This window comes from Burkholderia sp. BC1, assembly GCF_052683555.1.
In genome coordinates, this window is the sequence record NZ_JBQYLP010000014.1 from 71,609 (window position 1) to 88,834 (window position 17,226).

Here is a 17,226-nt window from a genome sequence, read left to right on the forward strand (position 1 = left end):
ATGTCGTTCAGACGACGTCGGCTTCGAAAGAAGCAGTGTGACGAAAATCCGCCGCCTTAACTGGCTTGCCGGTTCGAGTCCGGTCCCCGGCACCATCCCATTATGTAGCGCAAGCTATCCTGCCCGTAGCAAATCCAATCCCAGCAAGGATTTCCGTGCTATCTTCCCGATCCAAGAAGGTAGCCGCGTTGTAGCGAAAACAAGCCGTTTTTGCACCCGCGTGCACCAGAAATGCACCATGATTTGCACCAAGGGGGGCAGGATGGCGACATACACGAAGCGCGGTGTCGTATGGCGCGCGCAGGTACGCCGCAAGGGCGTCAGCATGTCCGAGACGTTCGCGAGCAAGGCAGATGCTGTCGCATGGGCTACACGGATCGAGCACGAGATCAATGTCGGCAAGCTGACACCGGGCACGAAACATACGCTTGCAGATGCTCTGCGCGAGTACGAGAAACGCGTCAGCCCGACGAAGCGCACCGCGCGATGGGAAGCGATCCGCTTCGCAGCATTCGTCCGTGATTTCCCGGAGCTTGCCGCGATGCCGCTCGCCGATGTGACGGCCGAGCACATGGGGCGGTGGCGCGACGCGCGTCTCGATGGCGACGAAAAGTCCGGCCGAGGCAAGGTCGGAACGGCGACGGTACTGCGTGAGATCAACTTGTTGTCGCACGTGTTCACGACCGCGCGTGATGAGTGGAAGTGGATCACCGAAAGCCCGCTGACTGGAATGCGCCGACCGACCGAGCCGGAGCCGCGCAAGCGACGCATTACCGATGAAGAGGTCGAATTGCTGCTCGAGCGCCTCGGCTACCGAGCGGACGAGACGCCGGTCACAAAGTCGGCGCGCATCGGCGCGATGCTTGTATTCGCGATCGAAACGGCGATGCGCGCCGGCGAGATCGAGGGAATGACGTGGGATGAGGTCGACCTGAAGAAACGCTATGTGCACTTGCCACGCACGAAAACCGGCGTGGCCCGCGATGTGCCGCTGTCGCCCCGCGCGCTCGCGGTGCTCAAGCAGCTCGATCCGCTGAAGAAGGAATTCGATGGGAACGTGTTCGGCGTCGACGCGCAGTCGCGCGACGCTCTATTTCGAAAGGCGAAGACGTCCGCGGCCCTGCGCGACCTGCATTTCCACGACGCGCGCCGAGAGGCGCTCACCCGCCTGTCGAAAATCTTCAATGTGATGGAGCTGGCGAAGATCAGCGGCCATCGCGACCTGCGCATCCTTCAGGCGGTCTACTACGCGCCACATGCCGCTGATCTTGCCGACAAACTCCATCAGGCTTCGACGTGAGATTCGGCCCACGCGATCACGTCTTTCGCGCGCCAAAGCGGGCGGGCGCGCTCGGTCGCGCTCTTACCTGACGGAATGCGGATCGGGCGCGGAAAGCCCTCCTGCGTGATGATCCACTGGCGCGTGTGCTGCTCGCTGCGGTGCAGGTACTTCGCCAGTTCGGCCAAATCCCACAGTGCGTGTGGCGTCAGGCGTGCGGCGATTTCCTGAGCCAGTTCGGTGATTTCGCTCATTTCTGCTCTCCCTCACTAGCAGGGGCGGATGAGATAGCGGCCTCATAAATCACATCAAGGCTGTTACCTCCAGTGCTCCGCATGTACTCAGCTGCGGATTTAGCCATTGCCATGCGCATCCCCAGTGTTAGCGATGTTGGCATGAGCCTCCAGCCGACTGGGGTCACTACGGGCTTCTCAGTCCGAGAGGATGCACGGGGAACAATCCCATTCTGAGACGTGCTGTCAAGATGCATCAGGATGCGCGCGGCTTGGTTCTCGTCAATCGCGAGGCCTTCGCATTCACCTTCGATAGCTTCAATAATTGCCTGCAAACGGGTTTTTTGCATCTTCTCAATCACCGCGATCGCTTCTTCTATTCTGGCCGCGTCATATTTCGATACGCGGTATGTCATATTCCTTAGTCGCTCAAGTAGCACTCTCACGATCCTTCTCCCTGTCGTTGCGCGAGGGCGACCTTCAGCGTAGCCATCAGGACGCCGCGCGTCCAATCAACGGCCCGCGCATCAGCCCACTCGCTGTCCTTTTCGATAATCGTCAGCAGCCGCGCGAACTGATCCCGCTTATCCGCCGCAGCGGCTTCCAGCTCGGCCTTGAGCTTGCGGATGTTCTCGTGGATGCTTCCGACATTCGGCAAGCCTTCAGCGTCCATAGGGAACTCGTTGGCATAGCCGATTCGCGCCGCTTCGAGCTGAGAAACACGGTTCAGTAGGGCGTCGATGGCGTCGGCGGCTTCGTGTATGTCTGCAACTTGCCCCTTGCTATAGACGGCCGAAACTTCGCTAAGCCGCTTCGCGAGCGTCCGCATCTTGTCTTGGTCGATCATCGGCTAGTCTCCCTTCATCCAACGGGCACATGCAGGCGAGCGCATCCGGATGTCTGATCCGGGACCGCCGGTCCACGCATGTTGCATGAGGTTGCATTTCCAATAGACCTTGGCCGTGTGACCTTCAGTCGAGCGTTTGTGTGCGCAGGTCTTGCACGTCTCGCCAGTAGGTCCGGTGCCAGGTTGAGCGGCGTAACCTTTCGGCTGAGTCGGTTTGCGGCCGGGCGCAGCCTCGCTGATACGCTCGACGATCTTTTCGCCGAAGAGGTCGATGGTTTCGCGGACGATCATCACGCACCTCCCTTATCGCTAGTGGGGGCGGTCTTGATGGCGCGGATAGCTCGTGCGGATTCAGTCCCGAGTTCAAACCGGAATGCGTCCTTCGCGTAGGTCCGCTCTGCAATCGCGGCGCACTCCTCGATAACCGCCTCCCTGTCGGGCGTGGTGCGGCGGGCGGCTACGAATCCGTTCCACATATGCGCGTACTCTTGAGCGCGCCATGCGTCGTAACGGGTTTGGGAATAGCCCTTCCCTGTCCAGATGCAGTCCGGCGGCATCGGGAATTCCGCCTCGAACTCCTTCCGCCACTCCGTCAGCATGTCATCGGTGATCTTCATGGCAACTCGCTCCTGATTTTTGCGGCAAACAACCACTCGCGCGCTTCGTTCTGGAAGCGCTGACGATCAGCTGTGCCGTAGGCATGCACATTACCGAGGTCGGGCAGGCTCTTTGTGCACAACATGCCGCCCGTGAAGCCGTCGTCGAATTCAGCCATGACCTGCGCTAGCATGTCTTCGACGGGGCCGGTGAGGCGCTTGAATGTGTGGTTGTCACGCATGTAATACAGGCTAACTTCATCGGTGATCTTCATGTTTGGCCCTTGAGGGTGTAGAGCGGTTCCGGCTCGAAGTCGTGCGCGCTCGCGAGTTCTGCCTCGTCTTTCGTATCCCAGAACCCGTAGCCATCCCCGTCCTTCCATGAAAGGAATGCGCGCGGCTCGCCAAGCTTCGCGATCCAAGCTTCCTCAAACGCCGCATACAACTTCATGAAGGAAGCCGACGACAGCTTGTCCCGGTCGTTGTTTTCTTTCAGCGTTTTGCGGACGATCTTGAGCACCTGCTCACGCGACAGAATCGGCTCACTCATGGTCGCCTCCTTGGGCGCGGGCGGCGTCGATGGCGGCGGCACAGGCTTCGTGCGGAGTGCTGCCTTGGCCGCGCGCGAGTACCTTGCGATTCGGATCATCGTCGCGGTGGTTCGAACAGATCCACGCCATCCATTCGGTTCGACGTGTGTATGCCAATTCGAAGTAGGCGTACTCATTCTGGTCAAGGACTTCAGCGTGCATCGCCAGGAGTGCCGTGATCGGATCGTCCTTCACCTCGCCGCTCGGCTGCTGCGTGGGGGCGAGAAGGGCGGTCAGCCGGCCGAGCAGGCGCAGTTCGGCGTCGTAGAACGCCTTCGCGTCCCCGTCGTCGCCCCAATCGCCGTCGACGGTATGGCACTCCTTCAGGGCATCGACGCTGCGCGAAATGCTCTGGCAGGCGTCCATGATCGCGGCACGCGCGGCGGCGGTCAGCACGTTGTCATGCGGCATGGTCAGCTCCGTCGACAAGGGCGTGGGCGCGCCATGCGGCGCTCAATGCGTGAAGCGTGTCGGGAATACCGACACTGGCGAAGTACGCAGCCGTGTCGGCGACCATCACGGCCGTGAGCGGCTTACGCCCGAATTCGACCGCCGATAGCGCGGCCGGACTGCATCCGAGATGCTGCGCCATATCGCCAAGCACCGTGCCGGTGACGATCCGGAGCGCGCGCACGAGCATTCCGTACGGCGTGAGCGGATTCGTGAGGCTCGGCTCGTCCGTCAGGCGCGCCTCTCCCGAATCGGCGGGGGCGCTGACGATCGGCGAACCGTGATGCCACAGCATCATGCAGAAGTTCGCCACGTCGCGCGGGTCGCCTTTCTCGACATGCTCGCGCAGCATCCGCGACAGGTCGGCAGGGCTGCACGTTTCCCACCCACCACGGCCCTTGGCGCGGGCCAGCGCGAGTTTGTGCTTCATCGCGGCGGCGAAGGAATCGACGGCGACATCATCTGAGTGCGGCTCGCGCGCCTCTGCCTCTGCGTCAGCCTCCAACTCGGCGACGCGTTTTCGCAGCCGTTCGATTTCGTCTGCGGCCAATCCAGTCATCACGCCGTCGAACATGCGCAGCGTAGGAACGATGTCGTGGTTCGGGTCCGTCATTTCTTTTCTCCGAGGCCGATGGGGCATGGCGAGACGGGGCAACTCATACAGTAGCGGTGCACGCCGGCGTGCGGGCACGCCGTGTCTGCCGGTGCGTCTGCCTGCGCGGGTTGCGGGGATTCCAGGATTTCTCGCAGTGCCCCTGCATATACAGTTGCCCGGTCGTTGCTAATCCCGTTCAGCGCTCGACCAGATTCCAAGATGTGAAGCAGGCGCCTCAATACGTCATGCGTGTGGCTCATCGTTTGGCTCCTTTCCAACGTTCTTCCAGTGCTTTCCTTTGATGGCACAGCTCATGGTCTTGCGATCGACTTGGTACGATCTGGCCAATGCCCTGATAGCGAATCCTTCGCTCCACAACCGACGAGCTTCCAATACTTGGGCTTCAGTCAATTTCGCCTTGTTGTGGCGCTCGCCCTTCGGCGGCAGCTTGTTCCGCCCCTTCGCTTCGCGATCGTCAACGTTGTCTTGGTTAGTGCCCGGGAAAAGGTGATTCGGATTTACGCATCTGCGCACATCGCAGCGATGGCAAATCTGCATGCCGTCAGGGATGGGCCCGACAAACTGCTCGTAATACGCCCGATGCATGCGAACCGTCTTGCCATTCCTTCGATTCGTCCCATAGCCTTCCGAACCTACCGCTCCCTTCCATAGCCAACATCCGTTCGAATCAATCTCGTAGTAGGAAAACAGGTCGGGGATGCGATAGTTCTTAGGCATCTTCGTCGTCTCCGCGCTTGGGGACCGACGCAGCGGGCGATGCTGCCGAGCGGGCGTAGATCGCCGCAAAGCCTTCGGTCACGCGATTGATAAATTCGATCTTGCCGTCGATGTGCTCTTTCGTGCACGACGCGAGCCAGTCGAACATTTCCGCGCGCAACTTGGCAAGTGCCGCCCGCTCGTCCGCCGGCGAGGGTGCGGGGTGCTCGCCAGCGCACGCAGTGCACTCTGCGTCGCCCGCTGCGATCTGCCCGGCATCGTGCGACCCGTTGCATTCGGGCACGCCGTCGTCCTGCTCGGGCTGCTCGACAGGGGATGCGGCGAGGATTTCGCGCGCGACGTCCATTGCAGCGGACGGGTACATTTCGTACCACGTCCCGCAGTCGGCAGCGTAGAAAGCGCGCTTCACGAATTCGTCCGTCAGCGCATCAGCGCTGCTATGTTGTTGGTCGTTCATGGTGGTGTGGTCCTCAGGTGATCAGGCGAGCGCGAGATCGCTTTGGCGCGACCGCTCGGATTGCATTTCGAAACAGGCGGGATCGTTTTCGAAGCCGATGAAGTGCCGGCCGAGCTGTCGCGCAGCGATGCCCGTCGAACCGGAGCCCATGAACGGATCGAGCACAACGCCGCCCGGAGGCACTGAGTACGCGATCAGCGGCGCGAGGATGCCGAGCGGCTTCTGCGTGGGGTGCACGGCTTTCCCGTGCTCGTTCGCCACGTCGATCACGCTGCGAACCAGGCGCGGGCCGCCGTCCTCGCTGACGTAGTGACCGGCATCGATATGCCCGGTGTGCGTGGGGCGTGTTTTGCGCCGAACAACTTTCGCGCGCGCGTCGTTCGTGTATTGCGGTTCTTTGAACACATCCGTCCACGCGCCGCGGTAGAACTGGATGGCATGCTCATGGACGCGCCGAAAGCGATCGGCATGGAAACTGGAGCCGTTCTGCTTCTCCCATACGATGTCCTGCGCGTACCGGAAACCGACGCGCTCCATGTCGGCGAACAGTGCCGCGATGAAACGCATGCTGCCGAAGACCCAGACGCTGGCTGCCGGCTTCAAAATGCGTGCGATGTGGTCGGTCCAGCCTTCGCAGCGCTTGTCCCACAGAAGGCTCGTATCGCCATAAGGCGGATCGGTAACGATCGCATCGGCGATCGCTTCCGGAAGTTGTGGCATCAGGTCGCGGCAGTCGCCGAAGTGGCAGCGGTCGATCCAATCGGTCATCGCATCCTCAATTCGTTGCATCAGCATCAGGGGTGGGTGCTCGGCTCGCATATGGCAGCGTTGGGTAGCATGAAAGCCGGCTGCGCTGCAGACCTATTCAGTTTGTGACGGCGCCCACCCGTCACTCCGAGCACCCACCGATGACGCCGGTTGAGAAAAGCGGGGCGAAACTTCCGCCCCTGAAAAACACGTCGCGCATCCGAGGGCCAGTAATGCACGCGCGACGCTGAAGGAGACTGCTACGTGCGTTGCACGGTGGGAGCACGCTCGAAACGCTCGGCTCGCTGCTCCAGCACTACCTGCATCGCCAGAAAAAGGGCGATCGCCAGTGCCGCGCCGATCCAGATCTTCAGAAAGGCCATGTCAGCGCTCCTGCGCGATATGCGGCGCAGAGAAACCAGACGCAACCGATCGCGACTCCGTACGCGAATGCGACAGCGCTTCCCTTGGCGACATACCCGTGAACCTGTTCACATGAGGCGAGCAGGGCGTTGTCGTTTTGCGCACGCGATACAGACGATTGTTTGTAATCGCGCAATACAGGAGATAGGCTGTTGAGAGAGGTGCGCATCATGCCTCCTTCGGCTCGTCGAGCATCCAGTCGATCCACGCGATGCGGTCTTGTCGACGTTGTTCCTCAACGCGATCGCCGAACCCGTTGGCGTCTTGCCACGTCTCCAACGTCCATCGCTCGCCCCCGATCTGTTGGGCGATGTATCTCTCCAGCGAAGCACATGCCGCGCGTAGGTGAGGATGGCGGATGCTGACGAAGCGCAGTGCATGACAGATGAACCGGTTTTTCCGGCTTTGAATGCGCTTGCGCGCGAGCTTCAGGGCTTCGCGCTTCTCTGGGGTGAGTGCCATCAGACGCCTCCATTGATCGTGAAATGCCGCACCGGCTCCGGCGCCTTCTTCCGGCCGGCTTTGATCAGCGCCGCGTCGATCGCAAGACGGACACCGGAGGTGAGCATGATCGTCCCGGCATCAGCGTCGGCGGCGATGATTTCGAGGATGTCGGCCATATCGGGAGCGGCAGCGAACAACGTCGCTAGCATTGAGCCGCGCTCGTTTGCCGCCGAGCAGTCGGCGACGAGCAAGCCAGACGGATCGACGTCGGTGCGCTTCGTGCGCACGAACCATCCGCAGGCCTCGAGCTCCGGCATGGTGGTAGCCTTGTGCATGCTTACCTCCGCCCCATGCCGCCCGACGCAGCCCCTGCGCCGTTGCCACTCGCGCCGCGGCCACCAGCATTTCCGTTTCCACCATGACCGCCGTTTCCGCCGGTCGCTTGATGGTCCTGCGTATTCCAGACTCCACCCACGCCAATCGTCGTAACCGGCTGAGAAGTGCACGCCACAAGGGCGGTCAGTAAAAGTGCTGCTGCGTATTTCATGGTCTGTCCTCTGTGTGGTGTGATTGCCCGCAGGGCGGGCGCGGTTGGTCAGGCGGCAACCTTTTCCTGTTGCCACGGAGCCGTCCCAAGGCACATGCGCTCGAACATTTCAGCCTGCGCCTCACGTGCGGCGTCCCATGCGGCGGCCCATGCGGCGGCCCGTGCGGCGGCCCATGCGGCGTCCCCTGCGGCGGCCCGTGCGGCGGCCCCTGCGGCGGCCCGTGCGGCGTCCCATGCGGCGTCCCATGCGGCGTCCCATGCGGCGTCCCCTGCGGCGGCCCGTGCGGCGGCCCGTGCGGCGGCCCCTGCGGCGGCCCGTGCGGCGTCCCCTGCGGCGGCCCGTGCGGCGTCCCATGCGGCGGCTAATTCTTCGTCTGACGCATCACCATTAGCGAAGCGCTCCGCGACGTCCAATGCGTCTTTGCTGCGCTGATCTTGCATCAGGTGTTCGACCTGCCGCGCGCACCAGACGGCGAACAGCCGAATATCGCGATCAGCGCCGGATACGCAGCGAAGCGACCACATCGCATCATCGAAGCCGTTGCTCTTGAGGATGTCGAGCAGGGGGATTTCGGCGTCATGCCGGAAGCGGATGTAGCTTTCTCGGCCCTCATCCTCATCGGTGAAAGGCTGCCCCTGGAGCGAGCGAACGAGCTTGTTGTAGCCGTCGTAGCACGCGCGAGCTTTGCGAAGCGCGGCGAGCGTGACGGTAAAGCGCGGAGCGGTGGTATTCGTGTCGGTTGTCATCGTCGTATCCTGTATATGAGCAGGACTCCAAATCGAATTGGTGTCGGATTTATCTCTTGCCGCTTGACTGCGCTCAAGGAATGGCACTGCGAGCAATGCCATTCGATCAGCGCAGTCGCAAATACAGCACTCAGGGAGGGCGCCTCGATTCCACCAAACGGAGACCGTATGCAGTTACGGGCTATTTAGAGCCGCCGCGCCGGCTTGAGGCGCCCTCACTGAAGGCTGTTGATCGGTGTCGGGCGCTACCCCGTTTCTCGGCTACACCGTAGAGCCGGCCGGTTGCTCCCTTGCGGGTCCCGGCGCACTAGTTGCACACGATGCTCAGGGAAGGGTGGCGGCCCCTTTGGTTATGTGCATAGAATGCAGTCGCCAAACACACAATCCAGCACACAGGGGCCGCCATTGGAAGCTTTAAACGTCTTCAAGAATCTGACTCTCGACCACTGGTACAAGATGCTTATACCGCTCTCTTTGGCGCTTTTCGTGTTGTCGATCACCGTGAACTTGCTCGTGATCTCGAACGCATCACTCCTCCTGCTTTCAATCGGGCTGTTTCTGGTCGGCGTAGGCGAATGGATCAATCACCCACGCCAACAGGCGGTCAATCTTCACCTCAATATGAAGATCACTCTGCATCGGTGGAAGCCGAAGGCCTCGGGTATCGCGTTGGACTTCGCGGGCGCGGTCCTCGGTGGCATCGGGTTCTTCGGAATCGTCCGAACGGCGGTCCGTGCTGCGATCTAACCCTGTCCTGAGCATCGTGTTGTTAAAGAGCGGTCCGCTTCGGCGGTGGCGCAGCGTTCGGTGCTGCGTTGGGTTGAATCTTGGGACATATATGACTCATTGTCAAGACTTTTGTGTCCTGTTTCGGGACTCAAGAGTCTTGCTCGTTACTGGAATCTCAGGAGGCCCGGCGCTGCGGACGCAAATAAGCCCGCAGAGCGCGGGCTTATTGGATGACGCGTGAACAGTAATGCGCCGAGATTGCTTGATCGTGGGGGCACGGCACGTGCCCGTGGAGGTCGCTAGTGTCCGCTCGATGATGCAAGGGAGGCATACCGACGGAGTCCCATCCGTATCTCGGACGTTGGGACCTTGATGTCGCCAATCCGGTCCTGAATCCGTTCACCGAATTTCTGTACATTGAGGAGTGCCTGAACTAGATCGTCGGTGACCGGCCTGAGTTCATCGTTGAGGCTGCGCAGCTCGGCGCGTCGATTCCAGCGGCTTTCGGCCTTCGGATCGAAAATGTTCGATATGTCTGCCGCGCGCAATCTCAACTCAATATCGTTCTTTCTTGCAATTAGTTGGATGGCTCGCAGCCCATCTTCAGCGTATGCGAGGAACAGATCGTTCAACTCGTCGCTTTCCAGAAGCGCCGCCACTCCTCTCGGGGGAGTCCTCGGGGAGTATTTCACGCCGGAACTGTTTTCGATAGCGGCGACATCCTCCTCGCTTCGTGTTCGGTCCATCCTCAGGACTTTCTCGACGGAGCGCGATACATACTGCGCGTCTCTAGAAATCTGCTGCTTTTGGATTTCTCTAACGTGCATGGTGTAGCCCGCTGTGGCTACCGCGAGGATTGCTATTGCCGCGATGCAGACCCCCGTGACCCGGCCGTGCGAACTCTTCATACTGCCCCCGATTAGTGGCTCGATAGGACAAATTTGTAAGAATTGAAATTGTATCCCGGGGATGATCCAATTACGACACGGCTGTGGTCGTCAGGCGAATGAGTGTTCAGGGAAGGGTTCCAGGCTGGCGACCGCGTGCGCCAGGTGTAGAACGACGCGTCACTGAACCCGTGCTTCCTGCACAGTTCCTTGACCGGCATACCGGCCTCGGCTTCCTTCAGAAACCCGATGATTTGCTGTTCCGTAAAGCGCTTCTTCATGTTCGTCTTCTTCTCCGAAAACGAACTTTACTAGACTCCGGATGGCCCTGTTTGCAGGGAGCAGGTCAGGGGTTCCCATGAAGGAACTGGAAGATCCGCCGGACATGACGTAGCCGGCCTCCCCGGCTCGATCGTTTACAGGGAGTTCTCTGCGGTGTCAGATATATAAAGCTTCACTGGATTCCCGTCCTGATCCAGTTCCGCCTTGGCGACAAATCGCAGTGGCCGAGATGCGGCCAAGGCCTCCACATAGGGGTTATTTGGACGATTAAAAATGGGATCGGTGACAATGGCGGGTAGACGTGATGTTTCTCCGTCCAGCGTAACTTTGCACGCGCCATTGGCCATATCGAACTCCGTGATCACTCCGGTGTACACGGTAGAGTGGTCTGAAATGACCGCATTCATGTCTTCAAACGACCGTTTCGTAGCAGCGTCCAATTCGTGGAATTTGCTGCCGTCTGCATACAGATCGATTCGCTTGCACGACCTCTCGATAGGGGTGAGCGCCTGTCTTGCCGCGGGGCGCAAGGCATCAGCCATCTTTTCGATGGTGTCGACCAGCTTGTCCACTGTGCCCTGATTGTTCTGAAGCGACTGCTTCAGTGCCTCGCTTAGGTATCTCATCTCATCTCTGTCTCGTCGCGACAACACATACTGAACGACTGCGGCCAGTATGGCCCCAAATACTCCCGACCAGAGCTCTTTCGATTCTGCGAGGCCTCGTATGACGGCCAGAACTTCGTAGCAGCGGTGATCGGTAACCGGTACGGAGACAACTCGAACGTCCAGCGAGTCGAAATGCTTGTTCAGTTTACCCGTTTTGAGTACGTTCGCTGAGACCGCGAATATCCGGGCGAAGCCTTGCAAGGACTGGCCGAGCTGATTGAGGTCTAGCTCATGCCGCTCGGCGTCATTGCCCTCGTATCGGATCGCGAGCGCCGGAAACTCGGTATCCGCCTTCATATCGTGCTTGGTCATCCTCTGCTCGTTTTTATAGGTCGCGATGCCTGGACAGCACTGGCGCGTTGCCCCGTCTTTCGTCACATGCAGGCGACGAACTGCCGATTATAGCCCTGGGCACCGATGTTACGCGTTCGATTCAACATTCCCTTACGCCAGTTGAAAGCCGTCCGATTCCTTGGCAAACTACTGTATAACCATACAGTGGTTCAAGCAGGTAAGAGGGGGCTAAGGGTGGAACGAGAGACTGGGGTGCGCGGGCTGCGTTGCAGGCCGGGGGATCTGGCTAGGATCAAAGAGGCTTGGAATCCGGCCCTGATTGGCAGGATCGTGTTGGTCAAAGCGGCTCATTCGGAAACTGAATGGGTAGTCACGCTGCTTGGAGCGCCGGGCGTGACGCTTACGAAAGACAGAAACAGGCTCGTCGCCTGCAACCGCGGGCTCGCTTACGATTCCGCGCTTGAGCCTATTCGAGCTGTCAAGCCCGACTGGATGGGGCGGGCTATGGCTGGAAGTGAGGAAGCTCATCATCGCCCTTGCTCGGTTCCGCAAACGCGATCGTTATAAGAAGGTTCTTTATTGACTTGAACACCTCGGGCGAAAGGCCGGCCGCGTCCGCATTCGCAATCACGTCGACAAGAGCGAGTGCTTCGGCGCTCAGGTTACCCGATGATCTGGGCATAGCGGATTGTTGGGTGGCCGACAAGGCGGCCGTATCGCGCCCGATAAGATCCACCACGCTCTTTCCTACTGTTTTAGCGAGGATGTCGACCGTGGAAAGCTGGACGTCTTTGTCGCCGGAGCGAACGCGATTCACAGTTCTTGCAAAACTCTCCGCGCTTTCAACAAGCCCGAGGGTGTGCGCGCGCTGAGCGAGTTCGCGCCCGCTGGCGAATTTTCGCCCCTCTCCGATAAGCGCATCGACGGCGATTCGCAAATTTTCGCGTAGGTCAGTCATGTCCCAGAGAGTAGTGATTTATCTGAGACTTATGTGTCTTGTTTATTGGGACAAATAAGTCTATGATTTGGCCATGAACGAACTCACCCCTATCCGATCGTGGCTTTGTGAGCAGCGCGGGCATTGGACCCGGATCGCGGCAGATACTGGCCTTAGCTCGAAGACCCTTCAACGGATCGCGCGAGGAGAAGCGGGCTCGGTGAGCCTGCGCACTTATGTCGCCCTGCGCGACGCCATGCTCGCTCAACAAAAGGAGACGATCTGACATGGCGGCGTCAATGCACCCCGGTACCCGAATCGGAACCAGCCTCTGCGTCAATCTGCGACTTGAGGGCGGCGAACTTGCTGCGAGTATCGGCATCGAGGGGAACTCGGAAGTGCGCACAGAAGCGCCGGAATTCTGCGAGATCGAACGCAATGCGGACGGGAGTACCACCTGCCCGGCGCACCTGATCTTCGCGTTGCTCGGCTCCAGCCCGCCAGTCTTCATACCGGGAGGGCAGCTTGTGACCGTCGTCCATGACGGACTTGATCTGGTCGTACTCGGTGGCGCTGTACCAGCACTGAGCTATGCGCCGTCCCGAGGCAATGTTTCCGATATTTGATTTTTCATTCATGAGGGTTTCTCTCATTGAACAAAAGGAGGACGCATGAAGCGCCTGTATGCACGCCTGGTCCTGTGGCTGATCCGGCCGGCACTCGATGTCGCCCTGGGCGACCGGGATCGGCAGGGCGATTCCACATGGCGAATGAAGTGCGCCGTCTCGGTTTCCGGGCGCCATTGGGTGATCTCGAAGGATGGCGCGTTCGCAATCACTCGCGGCGAAGAGCGGCCCTCGTAAAGTCGCTTCGATCGGCGCGGAGCGTCGAAACGGTAGTCGACGGTTAGCCTTTTGCTGGCTGCGCCACATCGACGTTGAGAACGACGTCGACAACGCCGTCGGAGCGAATTTGAAACTCGCGCGAGTGGATTAGAAACGCGCCGGGCAGGCCTTCGAAGGAGATGACGTCTCCGTCGTTCGGAGTGAACCCTGCGCGTAACTTGAGCGCATCGGGAATGTTGGTTGGAATTGACGAGGCGGTGGCGCCGATGAAGTTGAATGTGACTTTTGCTTCTTCCATGATGGGTCCCCGTATCGAAATGGCTGTGTAAGAGCTGCCAATTCTAATGCGAAAGCCGGGAACCCTCGCCCCAATGCAGTAGATCGCGCCCACATGGCGTGATTGATCAAAATGAAAATTCGTTCGCGTCATAGGGATGCACTTTAGTTGTCCTTACCGCGAACGAACAACGTTCAGATGAGGATCGAATGAACATCATTGATGCGGCTTATGCGGTCGTTCACGACTACCCAGGTGGTAGCGAGTCGCTGGCGCCACGGCTCGGCATGTCGGGCGCGATGCTGCGAAACAAGGTCAATCCGAACAACGACACCCACAAGCTGAGTCTCGCGGAGGCCGCTCGGATTGCTGATGTCACGAACGATGACCGGATTTTGGAGGCGTGGGCGCGCGAACGTGGCTACGCGCTCGTCGAGATTCCGTCGCCGGAGAACTGCTCGGACGGCGAGGTTATCGAGCTGATGGCGAAGACATGGGAGACCAACGGCGACATCGGCAAGGAAATCATTCGGACTTTCGAAGATGGACGGGTCGAGAAACACGAGGTTCTCCGCGTGAAAGAACGGACGTGGAAGCACTTTCAGATGCTGCTCGGTCTTGTCAGCCGAATTGAAGGCATGGCGGAGGAGCAGTGATGGATCAGCACCAGGCATCTACGGACCTCGAGCAACTCGCCGCGCTCGCTCGTCAGCCGACGAAGCTGCCGGGCGGACTCGCGGAGTGGTTGGCGAGGCGTCCCACCTATCCCCGCATTTGCCTGTCGTGCGGTGCGGTCGAATCCCTCGACGGCTCGGTGCCGTGCGGTCACTGAAATGGCGCGCTTTCATTGCCGGTGCCGCCGTTGCGATCGCCGTCGAGTCCTCCTCGATAAGCCTGGCGTGCTCGAGCAAGCGGCTTATCCGGAATGTCTCTGCGGCGCCCGCGACTGGCGTGTCGACAAATGGATGATGGAGCGCAACGCAGGAAAGACGCGCTGCGACTGCGGCGGTTACTGGTTCCCGCATCGCATGGGCTGCTTTTACTGCTGGCATCGCAAGGATGGTAGCGACCGGTTGCCAGGGCATCCGGATTTTTGGACTCGCGATATGACGCAGGAGCAACACGACGCGCTTGTTGCGCAACATCGCGCTGATTTGCAGAAAGCCGAATTCCCGTTCGAGGCGGCTGCGTAGGAGAAGACATGGCAAAGAATTCAATCGAGGCGTATGGCGCCGCCGGCAAGAGCAACGTGCTCTTTTTCGATCCCGACGCGCTGACGCTCATCACTGACCCGACCCATCCGCTATTCGACCGGCGCGCGCTGCTGCCGTATGACGAGGCGCTGGTGCGCAACATCCGCCACCGCGGCGTGCTGAAGGCGATCCTGATCCACAAGGATCCGGAAACCGGCGCGGTCATCGTCGTAGACGGCCGCCGGCGCGTGATCGCAGCGCGGGAGGCTAACCGCCGACAGCGGGATGAAGGATGCGCGCCGATCTTGGTGCCGGCCCTGCCGAAGCGCGGGAAGCACGCCGAGCTCGCGGGGATGATGGTCGCGACGAATCAGCATCGTGAGGAAGACACCCCGATCAACCGCGCCGAGAAGATGCAGCGTCTGCGGGATCTCGGCTACGACGACGAGCAGATCGCTGCGGAGTTCCGCGTCGAGCCGCAGACCGTTGCGGCGTCGCTCCGGCTGCTCGATTGCACAGCGGCCGTCCGTGACGCGCTCGAAGCCGACCAAATCAGGGTGTCCCACGCGCTGAAGCTGGCGAAGCTTCCGCCCGAGCAGCAACGCGAGAAGGTGAAGGCCGTCATCGCGGCAGCCGAAGGCAAAGAAGGGCACGCACGCGCACGGGCGCAGAAGGCTGCACTGACGGGCGATGCGGCTCCACGTATGCGCACGCGCAAGCAGATCGTGGCCGAACTGGAGAACGCCACCGGCGAGCGCGCCGAGGCGCTGCGTTGGGTTCTCAACCTCGACGGCGACGTGCCGGCGGCCGCGGTCGCTGATCCGCGGCAAATGTCGATCGGCGAGGCCGCATGAGCAGGTTCATCGTACTGCCGTCCCGCATCCTCGAAGACGGGCGCTTGTCGTCGATGACGCATCTGCGCGTGCTCATGGCGCTCTGCTCGCACACGGACAAACACGGCTGGGCATGGCCGAGCCGCAAGACACTGGCCGAGAAGGTCGGCGTATCCACGGCGCGCGTGAGTCAGTGCATCGGTGATTTGCGGGACTGGGGGTACATCGAAGTCTATGCGCAGGCGCGCGATTCCGATGGTGGTCAGACGTCGAATCGGTACCGCGTGATGTTCGACATAGGGGAGCCGGAGCCGATGTCCGGAACTGAAGAAGCCCCGGTAAGCGGTGCTTACCCCCCCGTAAGCGTGACTAACGCCCCCGTAAATCCTATGGGCTTACCCCCCCGTAAATCCCATGGCATTTACCCCAAGAAGGTACCAATGAACGATTCATTGAAAAGGATACATAGCGCGGGGGCGAGCGAAGGCGCGGACGACGCATTTGACGAGGCATGGTCGGCATATCCGAAGCGTGCTGGCGGCAACAGCAAGCGCGACGCGCTGAAGGCTTGGAATGCTCGTATTGCCGCGGGTGAGCGTCCCGATGAAATGATCGCCGGGACGAAGCGATACGCGGCCTTCTGCGCAGCAACGGGGAAGGTTGGAACCGAGTTCGTGAAGCTGGCTGCGACGTTCTTCGGCCCGAGCCGGCATTTCGCCGAGGACTGGGCACTGCCGACGGAGCAGTCGCCGAGTGTCGCTCCGATGCGGCCGAGCTGGAGCCAGGAAAACGCCAACACCATCGCAGGCCTGACCGGAAGGAATCGAAGCCATGGACCAGATGACCGAATCATCGACGTTTAAGCGCCCGGATTGGCCGCTGGGGGCGCTTCCGCAGCACTGGGTCGAGGCCCTGTTCTCGAAGATGGCGGCGTTCTACGGCTCGCGCTTCGCGACGATGTGGAACGGCGTGAACGTGGTCGAGGTGCAGAAGGCGTGGGCGGTCGAGCTCGGCAAATTGTCGCGCGAGCAGCTGAAGGCGGGGAGCGACAACCTCACGGCGTTGCCGAAGCCGCCGACGCTTCCGGAGTTTGTCTCGCTCTGTCGGCAGGCGCGCAGCGAACAGGCGGCGTCGACGACCCTTCGTCTCGCCGACGAGCGGCCAGCTGATCGCGCGACGGTCGAATCGAACCTCGGCGCGATCCGGAGCGCTCAAGAGCGATTCATGAGCCGCATGCCAACGGCAGAGTGGGCGTTCAAGTTGCTGCTTCGCGGCAAATCGTCGGGCGGTTCGCATCTTCCGTCGGGTGTTGTACGGTGCGCGCGGGATGCGATTGCATCGCCTGCCGGAGCCAAGGCGATTGCGACCTGTTCGCAGCCGGATCTGCGTCGCGACTACGAAGCGATCCGAGAGGCCGTACTGAGCGATCTGATGGGTGTGGCGGCATGACGCCGGACGAGTGCCGCGAGCGGTTTATGGCTGCAGTGCGCGACGCGCGGGCCGGAAGGAACGGAAGGGCGCGCGAGCTCATCGCGTCGATACGCGAGCGGTTCGGGGACGCGGCGGCCGAGACGGCACGGCGAGAACT

General features: G+C 60.8%; 32 protein-coding genes and 2 pseudogenes. 11 read left to right on the forward strand and 23 right to left on the reverse strand.

Annotated elements, in window-relative coordinates:
• The first annotated feature begins 238 nt into the window (after window positions 1–238).
• Window positions 239–1,300 carry a tyrosine-type recombinase/integrase gene (locus ACSHSS_RS09630; protein ID WP_445544875.1) on the forward strand — a complete coding sequence of 354 codons (1,062 nt, stop codon included), beginning with the start codon at window positions 239–241 and terminating at the stop codon, window positions 1,298–1,300.
• On the opposite strand, the gene ACSHSS_RS09635 is transcribed toward ACSHSS_RS09630, so the two are convergent.
• From ACSHSS_RS09635 to ACSHSS_RS09715, 17 genes and pseudogenes are all read right to left on the reverse strand, one after another.
• On the reverse strand, window positions 1,285–1,533 hold the full coding sequence (locus ACSHSS_RS09635; RefSeq protein WP_217019874.1) for a helix-turn-helix transcriptional regulator: 249 nt from the start codon (window positions 1,531–1,533) through the stop codon (window positions 1,285–1,287). The genes ACSHSS_RS09630 and ACSHSS_RS09635 overlap by 16 nt on opposite strands.
• Window positions 1,530–1,958: a hypothetical protein gene (locus tag ACSHSS_RS09640; RefSeq protein WP_445544876.1), complete on the reverse strand. Its 429-nt coding sequence runs from the start codon at window positions 1,956–1,958 to the stop codon at window positions 1,530–1,532. The genes ACSHSS_RS09635 and ACSHSS_RS09640 overlap by 4 nt, the downstream gene beginning before the upstream one ends.
• Window positions 1,955–2,359, reverse strand: coding sequence for a hypothetical protein (locus tag ACSHSS_RS09645; protein ID WP_445544877.1), 405 nt, complete (start codon window positions 2,357–2,359; stop codon window positions 1,955–1,957). Before ACSHSS_RS09645 ends, ACSHSS_RS09640 begins: the two co-directional genes overlap by 4 nt.
• A gap of 3 nt (window positions 2,360–2,362) precedes the next feature.
• Complete coding sequence (locus ACSHSS_RS09650; protein ID WP_217019880.1) at window positions 2,363–2,650, reverse strand: hypothetical protein; 288 nt, start codon at window positions 2,648–2,650, stop codon at window positions 2,363–2,365.
• Window positions 2,650–2,976: a hypothetical protein gene (locus ACSHSS_RS09655; protein ID WP_445544878.1), complete on the reverse strand. Its 327-nt coding sequence runs from the start codon at window positions 2,974–2,976 to the stop codon at window positions 2,650–2,652. Before ACSHSS_RS09655 ends, ACSHSS_RS09650 begins: the two co-directional genes overlap by 1 nt.
• The gene (locus ACSHSS_RS09660) at window positions 2,973–3,230 is read right to left on the reverse strand and encodes a hypothetical protein (RefSeq protein ID WP_217039043.1); all 258 of its coding nucleotides are present in this window, start codon (window positions 3,228–3,230) and stop codon (window positions 2,973–2,975) included. Before ACSHSS_RS09660 ends, ACSHSS_RS09655 begins: the two co-directional genes overlap by 4 nt.
• Window positions 3,227–3,505: a hypothetical protein gene (locus ACSHSS_RS09665; RefSeq protein ID WP_054316245.1), complete on the reverse strand. Its 279-nt coding sequence runs from the start codon at window positions 3,503–3,505 to the stop codon at window positions 3,227–3,229. The genes ACSHSS_RS09660 and ACSHSS_RS09665 overlap by 4 nt, the downstream gene beginning before the upstream one ends.
• Entirely contained in the window at window positions 3,498–3,956 is a 459-nt protein-coding gene (locus tag ACSHSS_RS09670; RefSeq protein WP_217039045.1) for a hypothetical protein, read from the reverse strand. Before ACSHSS_RS09670 ends, ACSHSS_RS09665 begins: the two co-directional genes overlap by 8 nt.
• Window positions 3,946–4,608, reverse strand: coding sequence for a hypothetical protein (locus tag ACSHSS_RS09675; protein ID WP_445544879.1), 663 nt, complete (start codon window positions 4,606–4,608; stop codon window positions 3,946–3,948). The genes ACSHSS_RS09670 and ACSHSS_RS09675 overlap by 11 nt, the downstream gene beginning before the upstream one ends.
• Window positions 4,609–4,833: 225 nt before the next feature.
• Window positions 4,834–5,328 (reverse strand): HNH endonuclease, encoded by a 495-nt coding sequence (locus tag ACSHSS_RS09680; RefSeq protein ID WP_217104206.1) that lies wholly within the window; start codon window positions 5,326–5,328, stop codon window positions 4,834–4,836.
• On the reverse strand, window positions 5,321–5,785 hold the full coding sequence (locus ACSHSS_RS09685) for a hypothetical protein (protein WP_445544880.1): 465 nt from the start codon (window positions 5,783–5,785) through the stop codon (window positions 5,321–5,323). The genes ACSHSS_RS09680 and ACSHSS_RS09685 overlap by 8 nt, the downstream gene beginning before the upstream one ends.
• 21 nt (window positions 5,786–5,806) lie before the next feature.
• Window positions 5,807–6,580 (reverse strand): DNA-methyltransferase, encoded by a 774-nt coding sequence (locus ACSHSS_RS09690; protein ID WP_445544881.1) that lies wholly within the window; start codon window positions 6,578–6,580, stop codon window positions 5,807–5,809.
• A pseudogene (locus ACSHSS_RS09695) lies at window positions 6,561–6,818 on the reverse strand (hypothetical protein). Before ACSHSS_RS09695 ends, ACSHSS_RS09690 begins: the two are co-directional and overlap by 20 nt.
• A complete protein-coding gene (locus ACSHSS_RS09700) occupies window positions 6,793–6,915 on the reverse strand; it encodes a hypothetical protein (RefSeq protein ID WP_261520099.1) in 123 nt (40 codons plus the stop codon). Before ACSHSS_RS09700 ends, ACSHSS_RS09695 begins: the two are co-directional and overlap by 26 nt.
• Window positions 6,916–7,123: 208 nt before the next feature.
• On the reverse strand, window positions 7,124–7,417 hold the full coding sequence (locus ACSHSS_RS09705; RefSeq protein WP_249481959.1) for a hypothetical protein: 294 nt from the start codon (window positions 7,415–7,417) through the stop codon (window positions 7,124–7,126).
• Complete coding sequence (locus ACSHSS_RS09710; protein WP_445544882.1) at window positions 7,417–7,734, reverse strand: hypothetical protein; 318 nt, start codon at window positions 7,732–7,734, stop codon at window positions 7,417–7,419. Before ACSHSS_RS09710 ends, ACSHSS_RS09705 begins: the two co-directional genes overlap by 1 nt.
• Before the next feature lie 260 nt (window positions 7,735–7,994).
• Complete coding sequence (locus ACSHSS_RS09715) at window positions 7,995–8,693, reverse strand: hypothetical protein (RefSeq protein ID WP_445544883.1); 699 nt, start codon at window positions 8,691–8,693, stop codon at window positions 7,995–7,997.
• A gap of 405 nt (window positions 8,694–9,098) precedes the next feature.
• Here ACSHSS_RS09715 and ACSHSS_RS09720 point away from each other — a divergent pair, with 405 nt between their 5' ends.
• Window positions 9,099–9,440: a hypothetical protein gene (locus ACSHSS_RS09720; protein WP_249485367.1), complete on the forward strand. Its 342-nt coding sequence runs from the start codon at window positions 9,099–9,101 to the stop codon at window positions 9,438–9,440.
• A 281-nt stretch (window positions 9,441–9,721) separates the two neighbouring features.
• Here ACSHSS_RS09720 and ACSHSS_RS09725 read toward each other — a convergent pair whose 3' ends face one another.
• From ACSHSS_RS09725 to ACSHSS_RS09735, 3 genes and pseudogenes are all read right to left on the reverse strand, one after another.
• Window positions 9,722–10,330, reverse strand: a complete 609-nt coding sequence (locus ACSHSS_RS09725) for a hypothetical protein (protein WP_445544884.1) — start codon at window positions 10,328–10,330, stop codon at window positions 9,722–9,724.
• A 131-nt stretch (window positions 10,331–10,461) separates the two neighbouring features.
• A pseudogene (locus ACSHSS_RS09730) lies at window positions 10,462–10,590 on the reverse strand (transposase); the annotation flags it as partial.
• Window positions 10,591–10,725: 135 nt separating this feature from the next.
• Window positions 10,726–11,571, reverse strand: coding sequence for a DUF7946 domain-containing protein (locus ACSHSS_RS09735; protein WP_445544885.1), 846 nt, complete (start codon window positions 11,569–11,571; stop codon window positions 10,726–10,728).
• A gap of 216 nt (window positions 11,572–11,787) precedes the next feature.
• Between ACSHSS_RS09735 and ACSHSS_RS09740 the strand changes: the two genes are divergently transcribed.
• Window positions 11,788–12,120: a hypothetical protein gene (locus ACSHSS_RS09740; RefSeq protein ID WP_445544886.1), complete on the forward strand. Its 333-nt coding sequence runs from the start codon at window positions 11,788–11,790 to the stop codon at window positions 12,118–12,120.
• On the opposite strand, the gene ACSHSS_RS09745 is transcribed toward ACSHSS_RS09740, so the two are convergent.
• A complete protein-coding gene (locus ACSHSS_RS09745) occupies window positions 12,056–12,511 on the reverse strand; it encodes a hypothetical protein (RefSeq protein ID WP_445544887.1) in 456 nt (151 codons plus the stop codon). The genes ACSHSS_RS09740 and ACSHSS_RS09745 overlap by 65 nt on opposite strands.
• A gap of 73 nt (window positions 12,512–12,584) precedes the next feature.
• Between ACSHSS_RS09745 and ACSHSS_RS09750 the strand changes: the two genes are divergently transcribed.
• Window positions 12,585–12,776, forward strand: a complete 192-nt coding sequence (locus ACSHSS_RS09750; protein WP_445544888.1) for a hypothetical protein — start codon at window positions 12,585–12,587, stop codon at window positions 12,774–12,776.
• A gap of 10 nt (window positions 12,777–12,786) precedes the next feature.
• Here ACSHSS_RS09750 and ACSHSS_RS09755 read toward each other — a convergent pair whose 3' ends face one another.
• Window positions 12,787–13,128, reverse strand: coding sequence for a hypothetical protein (locus tag ACSHSS_RS09755; protein WP_445544889.1), 342 nt, complete (start codon window positions 13,126–13,128; stop codon window positions 12,787–12,789).
• A 33-nt stretch (window positions 13,129–13,161) separates the two neighbouring features.
• On the opposite strand from ACSHSS_RS09755, the gene ACSHSS_RS09760 reads away from it, so the two are divergent.
• Window positions 13,162–13,353 carry a hypothetical protein gene (locus ACSHSS_RS09760; RefSeq protein WP_049773223.1) on the forward strand — a complete coding sequence of 64 codons (192 nt, stop codon included), beginning with the start codon at window positions 13,162–13,164 and terminating at the stop codon, window positions 13,351–13,353.
• Between the two features lie 43 nt (window positions 13,354–13,396).
• Here ACSHSS_RS09760 and ACSHSS_RS09765 read toward each other — a convergent pair whose 3' ends face one another.
• A complete protein-coding gene (locus ACSHSS_RS09765) occupies window positions 13,397–13,633 on the reverse strand; it encodes a hypothetical protein (RefSeq protein WP_445544890.1) in 237 nt (78 codons plus the stop codon).
• A 188-nt stretch (window positions 13,634–13,821) separates the two neighbouring features.
• Between ACSHSS_RS09765 and ACSHSS_RS09770 the strand changes: the two genes are divergently transcribed.
• The 6 genes from ACSHSS_RS09770 (at window position 13,822) to ACSHSS_RS09795 (ending at window position 17,087) form a co-directional block, all read left to right on the forward strand.
• Window positions 13,822–14,268 carry a phage regulatory CII family protein gene (locus tag ACSHSS_RS09770; RefSeq protein ID WP_445544891.1) on the forward strand — a complete coding sequence of 149 codons (447 nt, stop codon included), beginning with the start codon at window positions 13,822–13,824 and terminating at the stop codon, window positions 14,266–14,268.
• On the forward strand, window positions 14,268–14,444 hold the full coding sequence (locus tag ACSHSS_RS09775) for a hypothetical protein (protein ID WP_445544892.1): 177 nt from the start codon (window positions 14,268–14,270) through the stop codon (window positions 14,442–14,444). Before ACSHSS_RS09770 ends, ACSHSS_RS09775 begins: the two co-directional genes overlap by 1 nt.
• A 67-nt stretch (window positions 14,445–14,511) precedes the next feature.
• On the forward strand, window positions 14,512–14,805 hold the full coding sequence (locus tag ACSHSS_RS09780) for a hypothetical protein (protein WP_261520074.1): 294 nt from the start codon (window positions 14,512–14,514) through the stop codon (window positions 14,803–14,805).
• Window positions 14,806–14,813: 8 nt separating this feature from the next.
• On the forward strand, window positions 14,814–15,659 hold the full coding sequence (locus tag ACSHSS_RS09785; protein ID WP_249463374.1) for a ParB/RepB/Spo0J family partition protein: 846 nt from the start codon (window positions 14,814–14,816) through the stop codon (window positions 15,657–15,659).
• Window positions 15,656–16,501, forward strand: coding sequence for a helix-turn-helix domain-containing protein (locus ACSHSS_RS09790; protein WP_249463377.1), 846 nt, complete (start codon window positions 15,656–15,658; stop codon window positions 16,499–16,501). The genes ACSHSS_RS09785 and ACSHSS_RS09790 overlap by 4 nt, the downstream gene beginning before the upstream one ends.
• Window positions 16,470–17,087, forward strand: coding sequence for a hypothetical protein (locus tag ACSHSS_RS09795; RefSeq protein WP_249463380.1), 618 nt, complete (start codon window positions 16,470–16,472; stop codon window positions 17,085–17,087). The genes ACSHSS_RS09790 and ACSHSS_RS09795 overlap by 32 nt, the downstream gene beginning before the upstream one ends.
• The last annotated feature ends 139 nt before the right edge of the window (window positions 17,088–17,226 follow it).

Coding starts and splice junctions, on each gene's coding strand:
- ACSHSS_RS09760 (WP_049773223.1), top strand. CDS start 13,162: ATGAAGCGCCTGTATGCACGCCTGGTCCTGTGGCTGATCCGGCCGGCA.
- ACSHSS_RS09770 (WP_445544891.1), top strand. CDS start 13,822: ATGAACATCATTGATGCGGCTTATGCGGTCGTTCACGACTACCCAGGT.
- ACSHSS_RS09725 (WP_445544884.1), bottom strand. CDS start 10,330: ATGAAGAGTTCGCACGGCCGGGTCACGGGGGTCTGCATCGCGGCAATA.
- ACSHSS_RS09700 (WP_261520099.1), bottom strand. CDS start 6,915: ATGGCCTTTCTGAAGATCTGGATCGGCGCGGCACTGGCGATCGCCCTT.
- ACSHSS_RS09680 (WP_217104206.1), bottom strand. CDS start 5,328: ATGCCTAAGAACTATCGCATCCCCGACCTGTTTTCCTACTACGAGATT.
- ACSHSS_RS09660 (WP_217039043.1), bottom strand. CDS start 3,230: ATGAAGATCACCGATGAAGTTAGCCTGTATTACATGCGTGACAACCAC.
- ACSHSS_RS09685 (WP_445544880.1), bottom strand. CDS start 5,785: ATGAACGACCAACAACATAGCAGCGCTGATGCGCTGACGGACGAATTC.
- ACSHSS_RS09670 (WP_217039045.1), bottom strand. CDS start 3,956: ATGCCGCATGACAACGTGCTGACCGCCGCCGCGCGTGCCGCGATCATG.
- ACSHSS_RS09755 (WP_445544889.1), bottom strand. CDS start 13,128: ATGAATGAAAAATCAAATATCGGAAACATTGCCTCGGGACGGCGCATA.
- ACSHSS_RS09705 (WP_249481959.1), bottom strand. CDS start 7,417: ATGGCACTCACCCCAGAGAAGCGCGAAGCCCTGAAGCTCGCGCGCAAG.
- ACSHSS_RS09645 (WP_445544877.1), bottom strand. CDS start 2,359: ATGATCGACCAAGACAAGATGCGGACGCTCGCGAAGCGGCTTAGCGAA.
- ACSHSS_RS09655 (WP_445544878.1), bottom strand. CDS start 2,976: ATGAAGATCACCGATGACATGCTGACGGAGTGGCGGAAGGAGTTCGAG.
- ACSHSS_RS09790 (WP_249463377.1), top strand. CDS start 15,656: ATGAGCAGGTTCATCGTACTGCCGTCCCGCATCCTCGAAGACGGGCGC.
- ACSHSS_RS09650 (WP_217019880.1), bottom strand. CDS start 2,650: ATGATCGTCCGCGAAACCATCGACCTCTTCGGCGAAAAGATCGTCGAG.
- ACSHSS_RS09775 (WP_445544892.1), top strand. CDS start 14,268: ATGGATCAGCACCAGGCATCTACGGACCTCGAGCAACTCGCCGCGCTC.
- ACSHSS_RS09675 (WP_445544879.1), bottom strand. CDS start 4,608: ATGACGGACCCGAACCACGACATCGTTCCTACGCTGCGCATGTTCGAC.
- ACSHSS_RS09795 (WP_249463380.1), top strand. CDS start 16,470: ATGGACCAGATGACCGAATCATCGACGTTTAAGCGCCCGGATTGGCCG.
- ACSHSS_RS09630 (WP_445544875.1), top strand. CDS start 239: ATGATTTGCACCAAGGGGGGCAGGATGGCGACATACACGAAGCGCGGT.
- ACSHSS_RS09735 (WP_445544885.1), bottom strand. CDS start 11,571: ATGACCAAGCACGATATGAAGGCGGATACCGAGTTTCCGGCGCTCGCG.
- ACSHSS_RS09745 (WP_445544887.1), bottom strand. CDS start 12,511: ATGACTGACCTACGCGAAAATTTGCGAATCGCCGTCGATGCGCTTATC.
- ACSHSS_RS09785 (WP_249463374.1), top strand. CDS start 14,814: ATGGCAAAGAATTCAATCGAGGCGTATGGCGCCGCCGGCAAGAGCAAC.
- ACSHSS_RS09750 (WP_445544888.1), top strand. CDS start 12,585: ATGAACGAACTCACCCCTATCCGATCGTGGCTTTGTGAGCAGCGCGGG.
- ACSHSS_RS09765 (WP_445544890.1), bottom strand. CDS start 13,633: ATGGAAGAAGCAAAAGTCACATTCAACTTCATCGGCGCCACCGCCTCG.
- ACSHSS_RS09710 (WP_445544882.1), bottom strand. CDS start 7,734: ATGCACAAGGCTACCACCATGCCGGAGCTCGAGGCCTGCGGATGGTTC.
- ACSHSS_RS09665 (WP_054316245.1), bottom strand. CDS start 3,505: ATGAGTGAGCCGATTCTGTCGCGTGAGCAGGTGCTCAAGATCGTCCGC.
- ACSHSS_RS09715 (WP_445544883.1), bottom strand. CDS start 8,693: ATGACAACCGACACGAATACCACCGCTCCGCGCTTTACCGTCACGCTC.
- ACSHSS_RS09635 (WP_217019874.1), bottom strand. CDS start 1,533: ATGAGCGAAATCACCGAACTGGCTCAGGAAATCGCCGCACGCCTGACG.
- ACSHSS_RS09690 (WP_445544881.1), bottom strand. CDS start 6,580: ATGCTGATGCAACGAATTGAGGATGCGATGACCGATTGGATCGACCGC.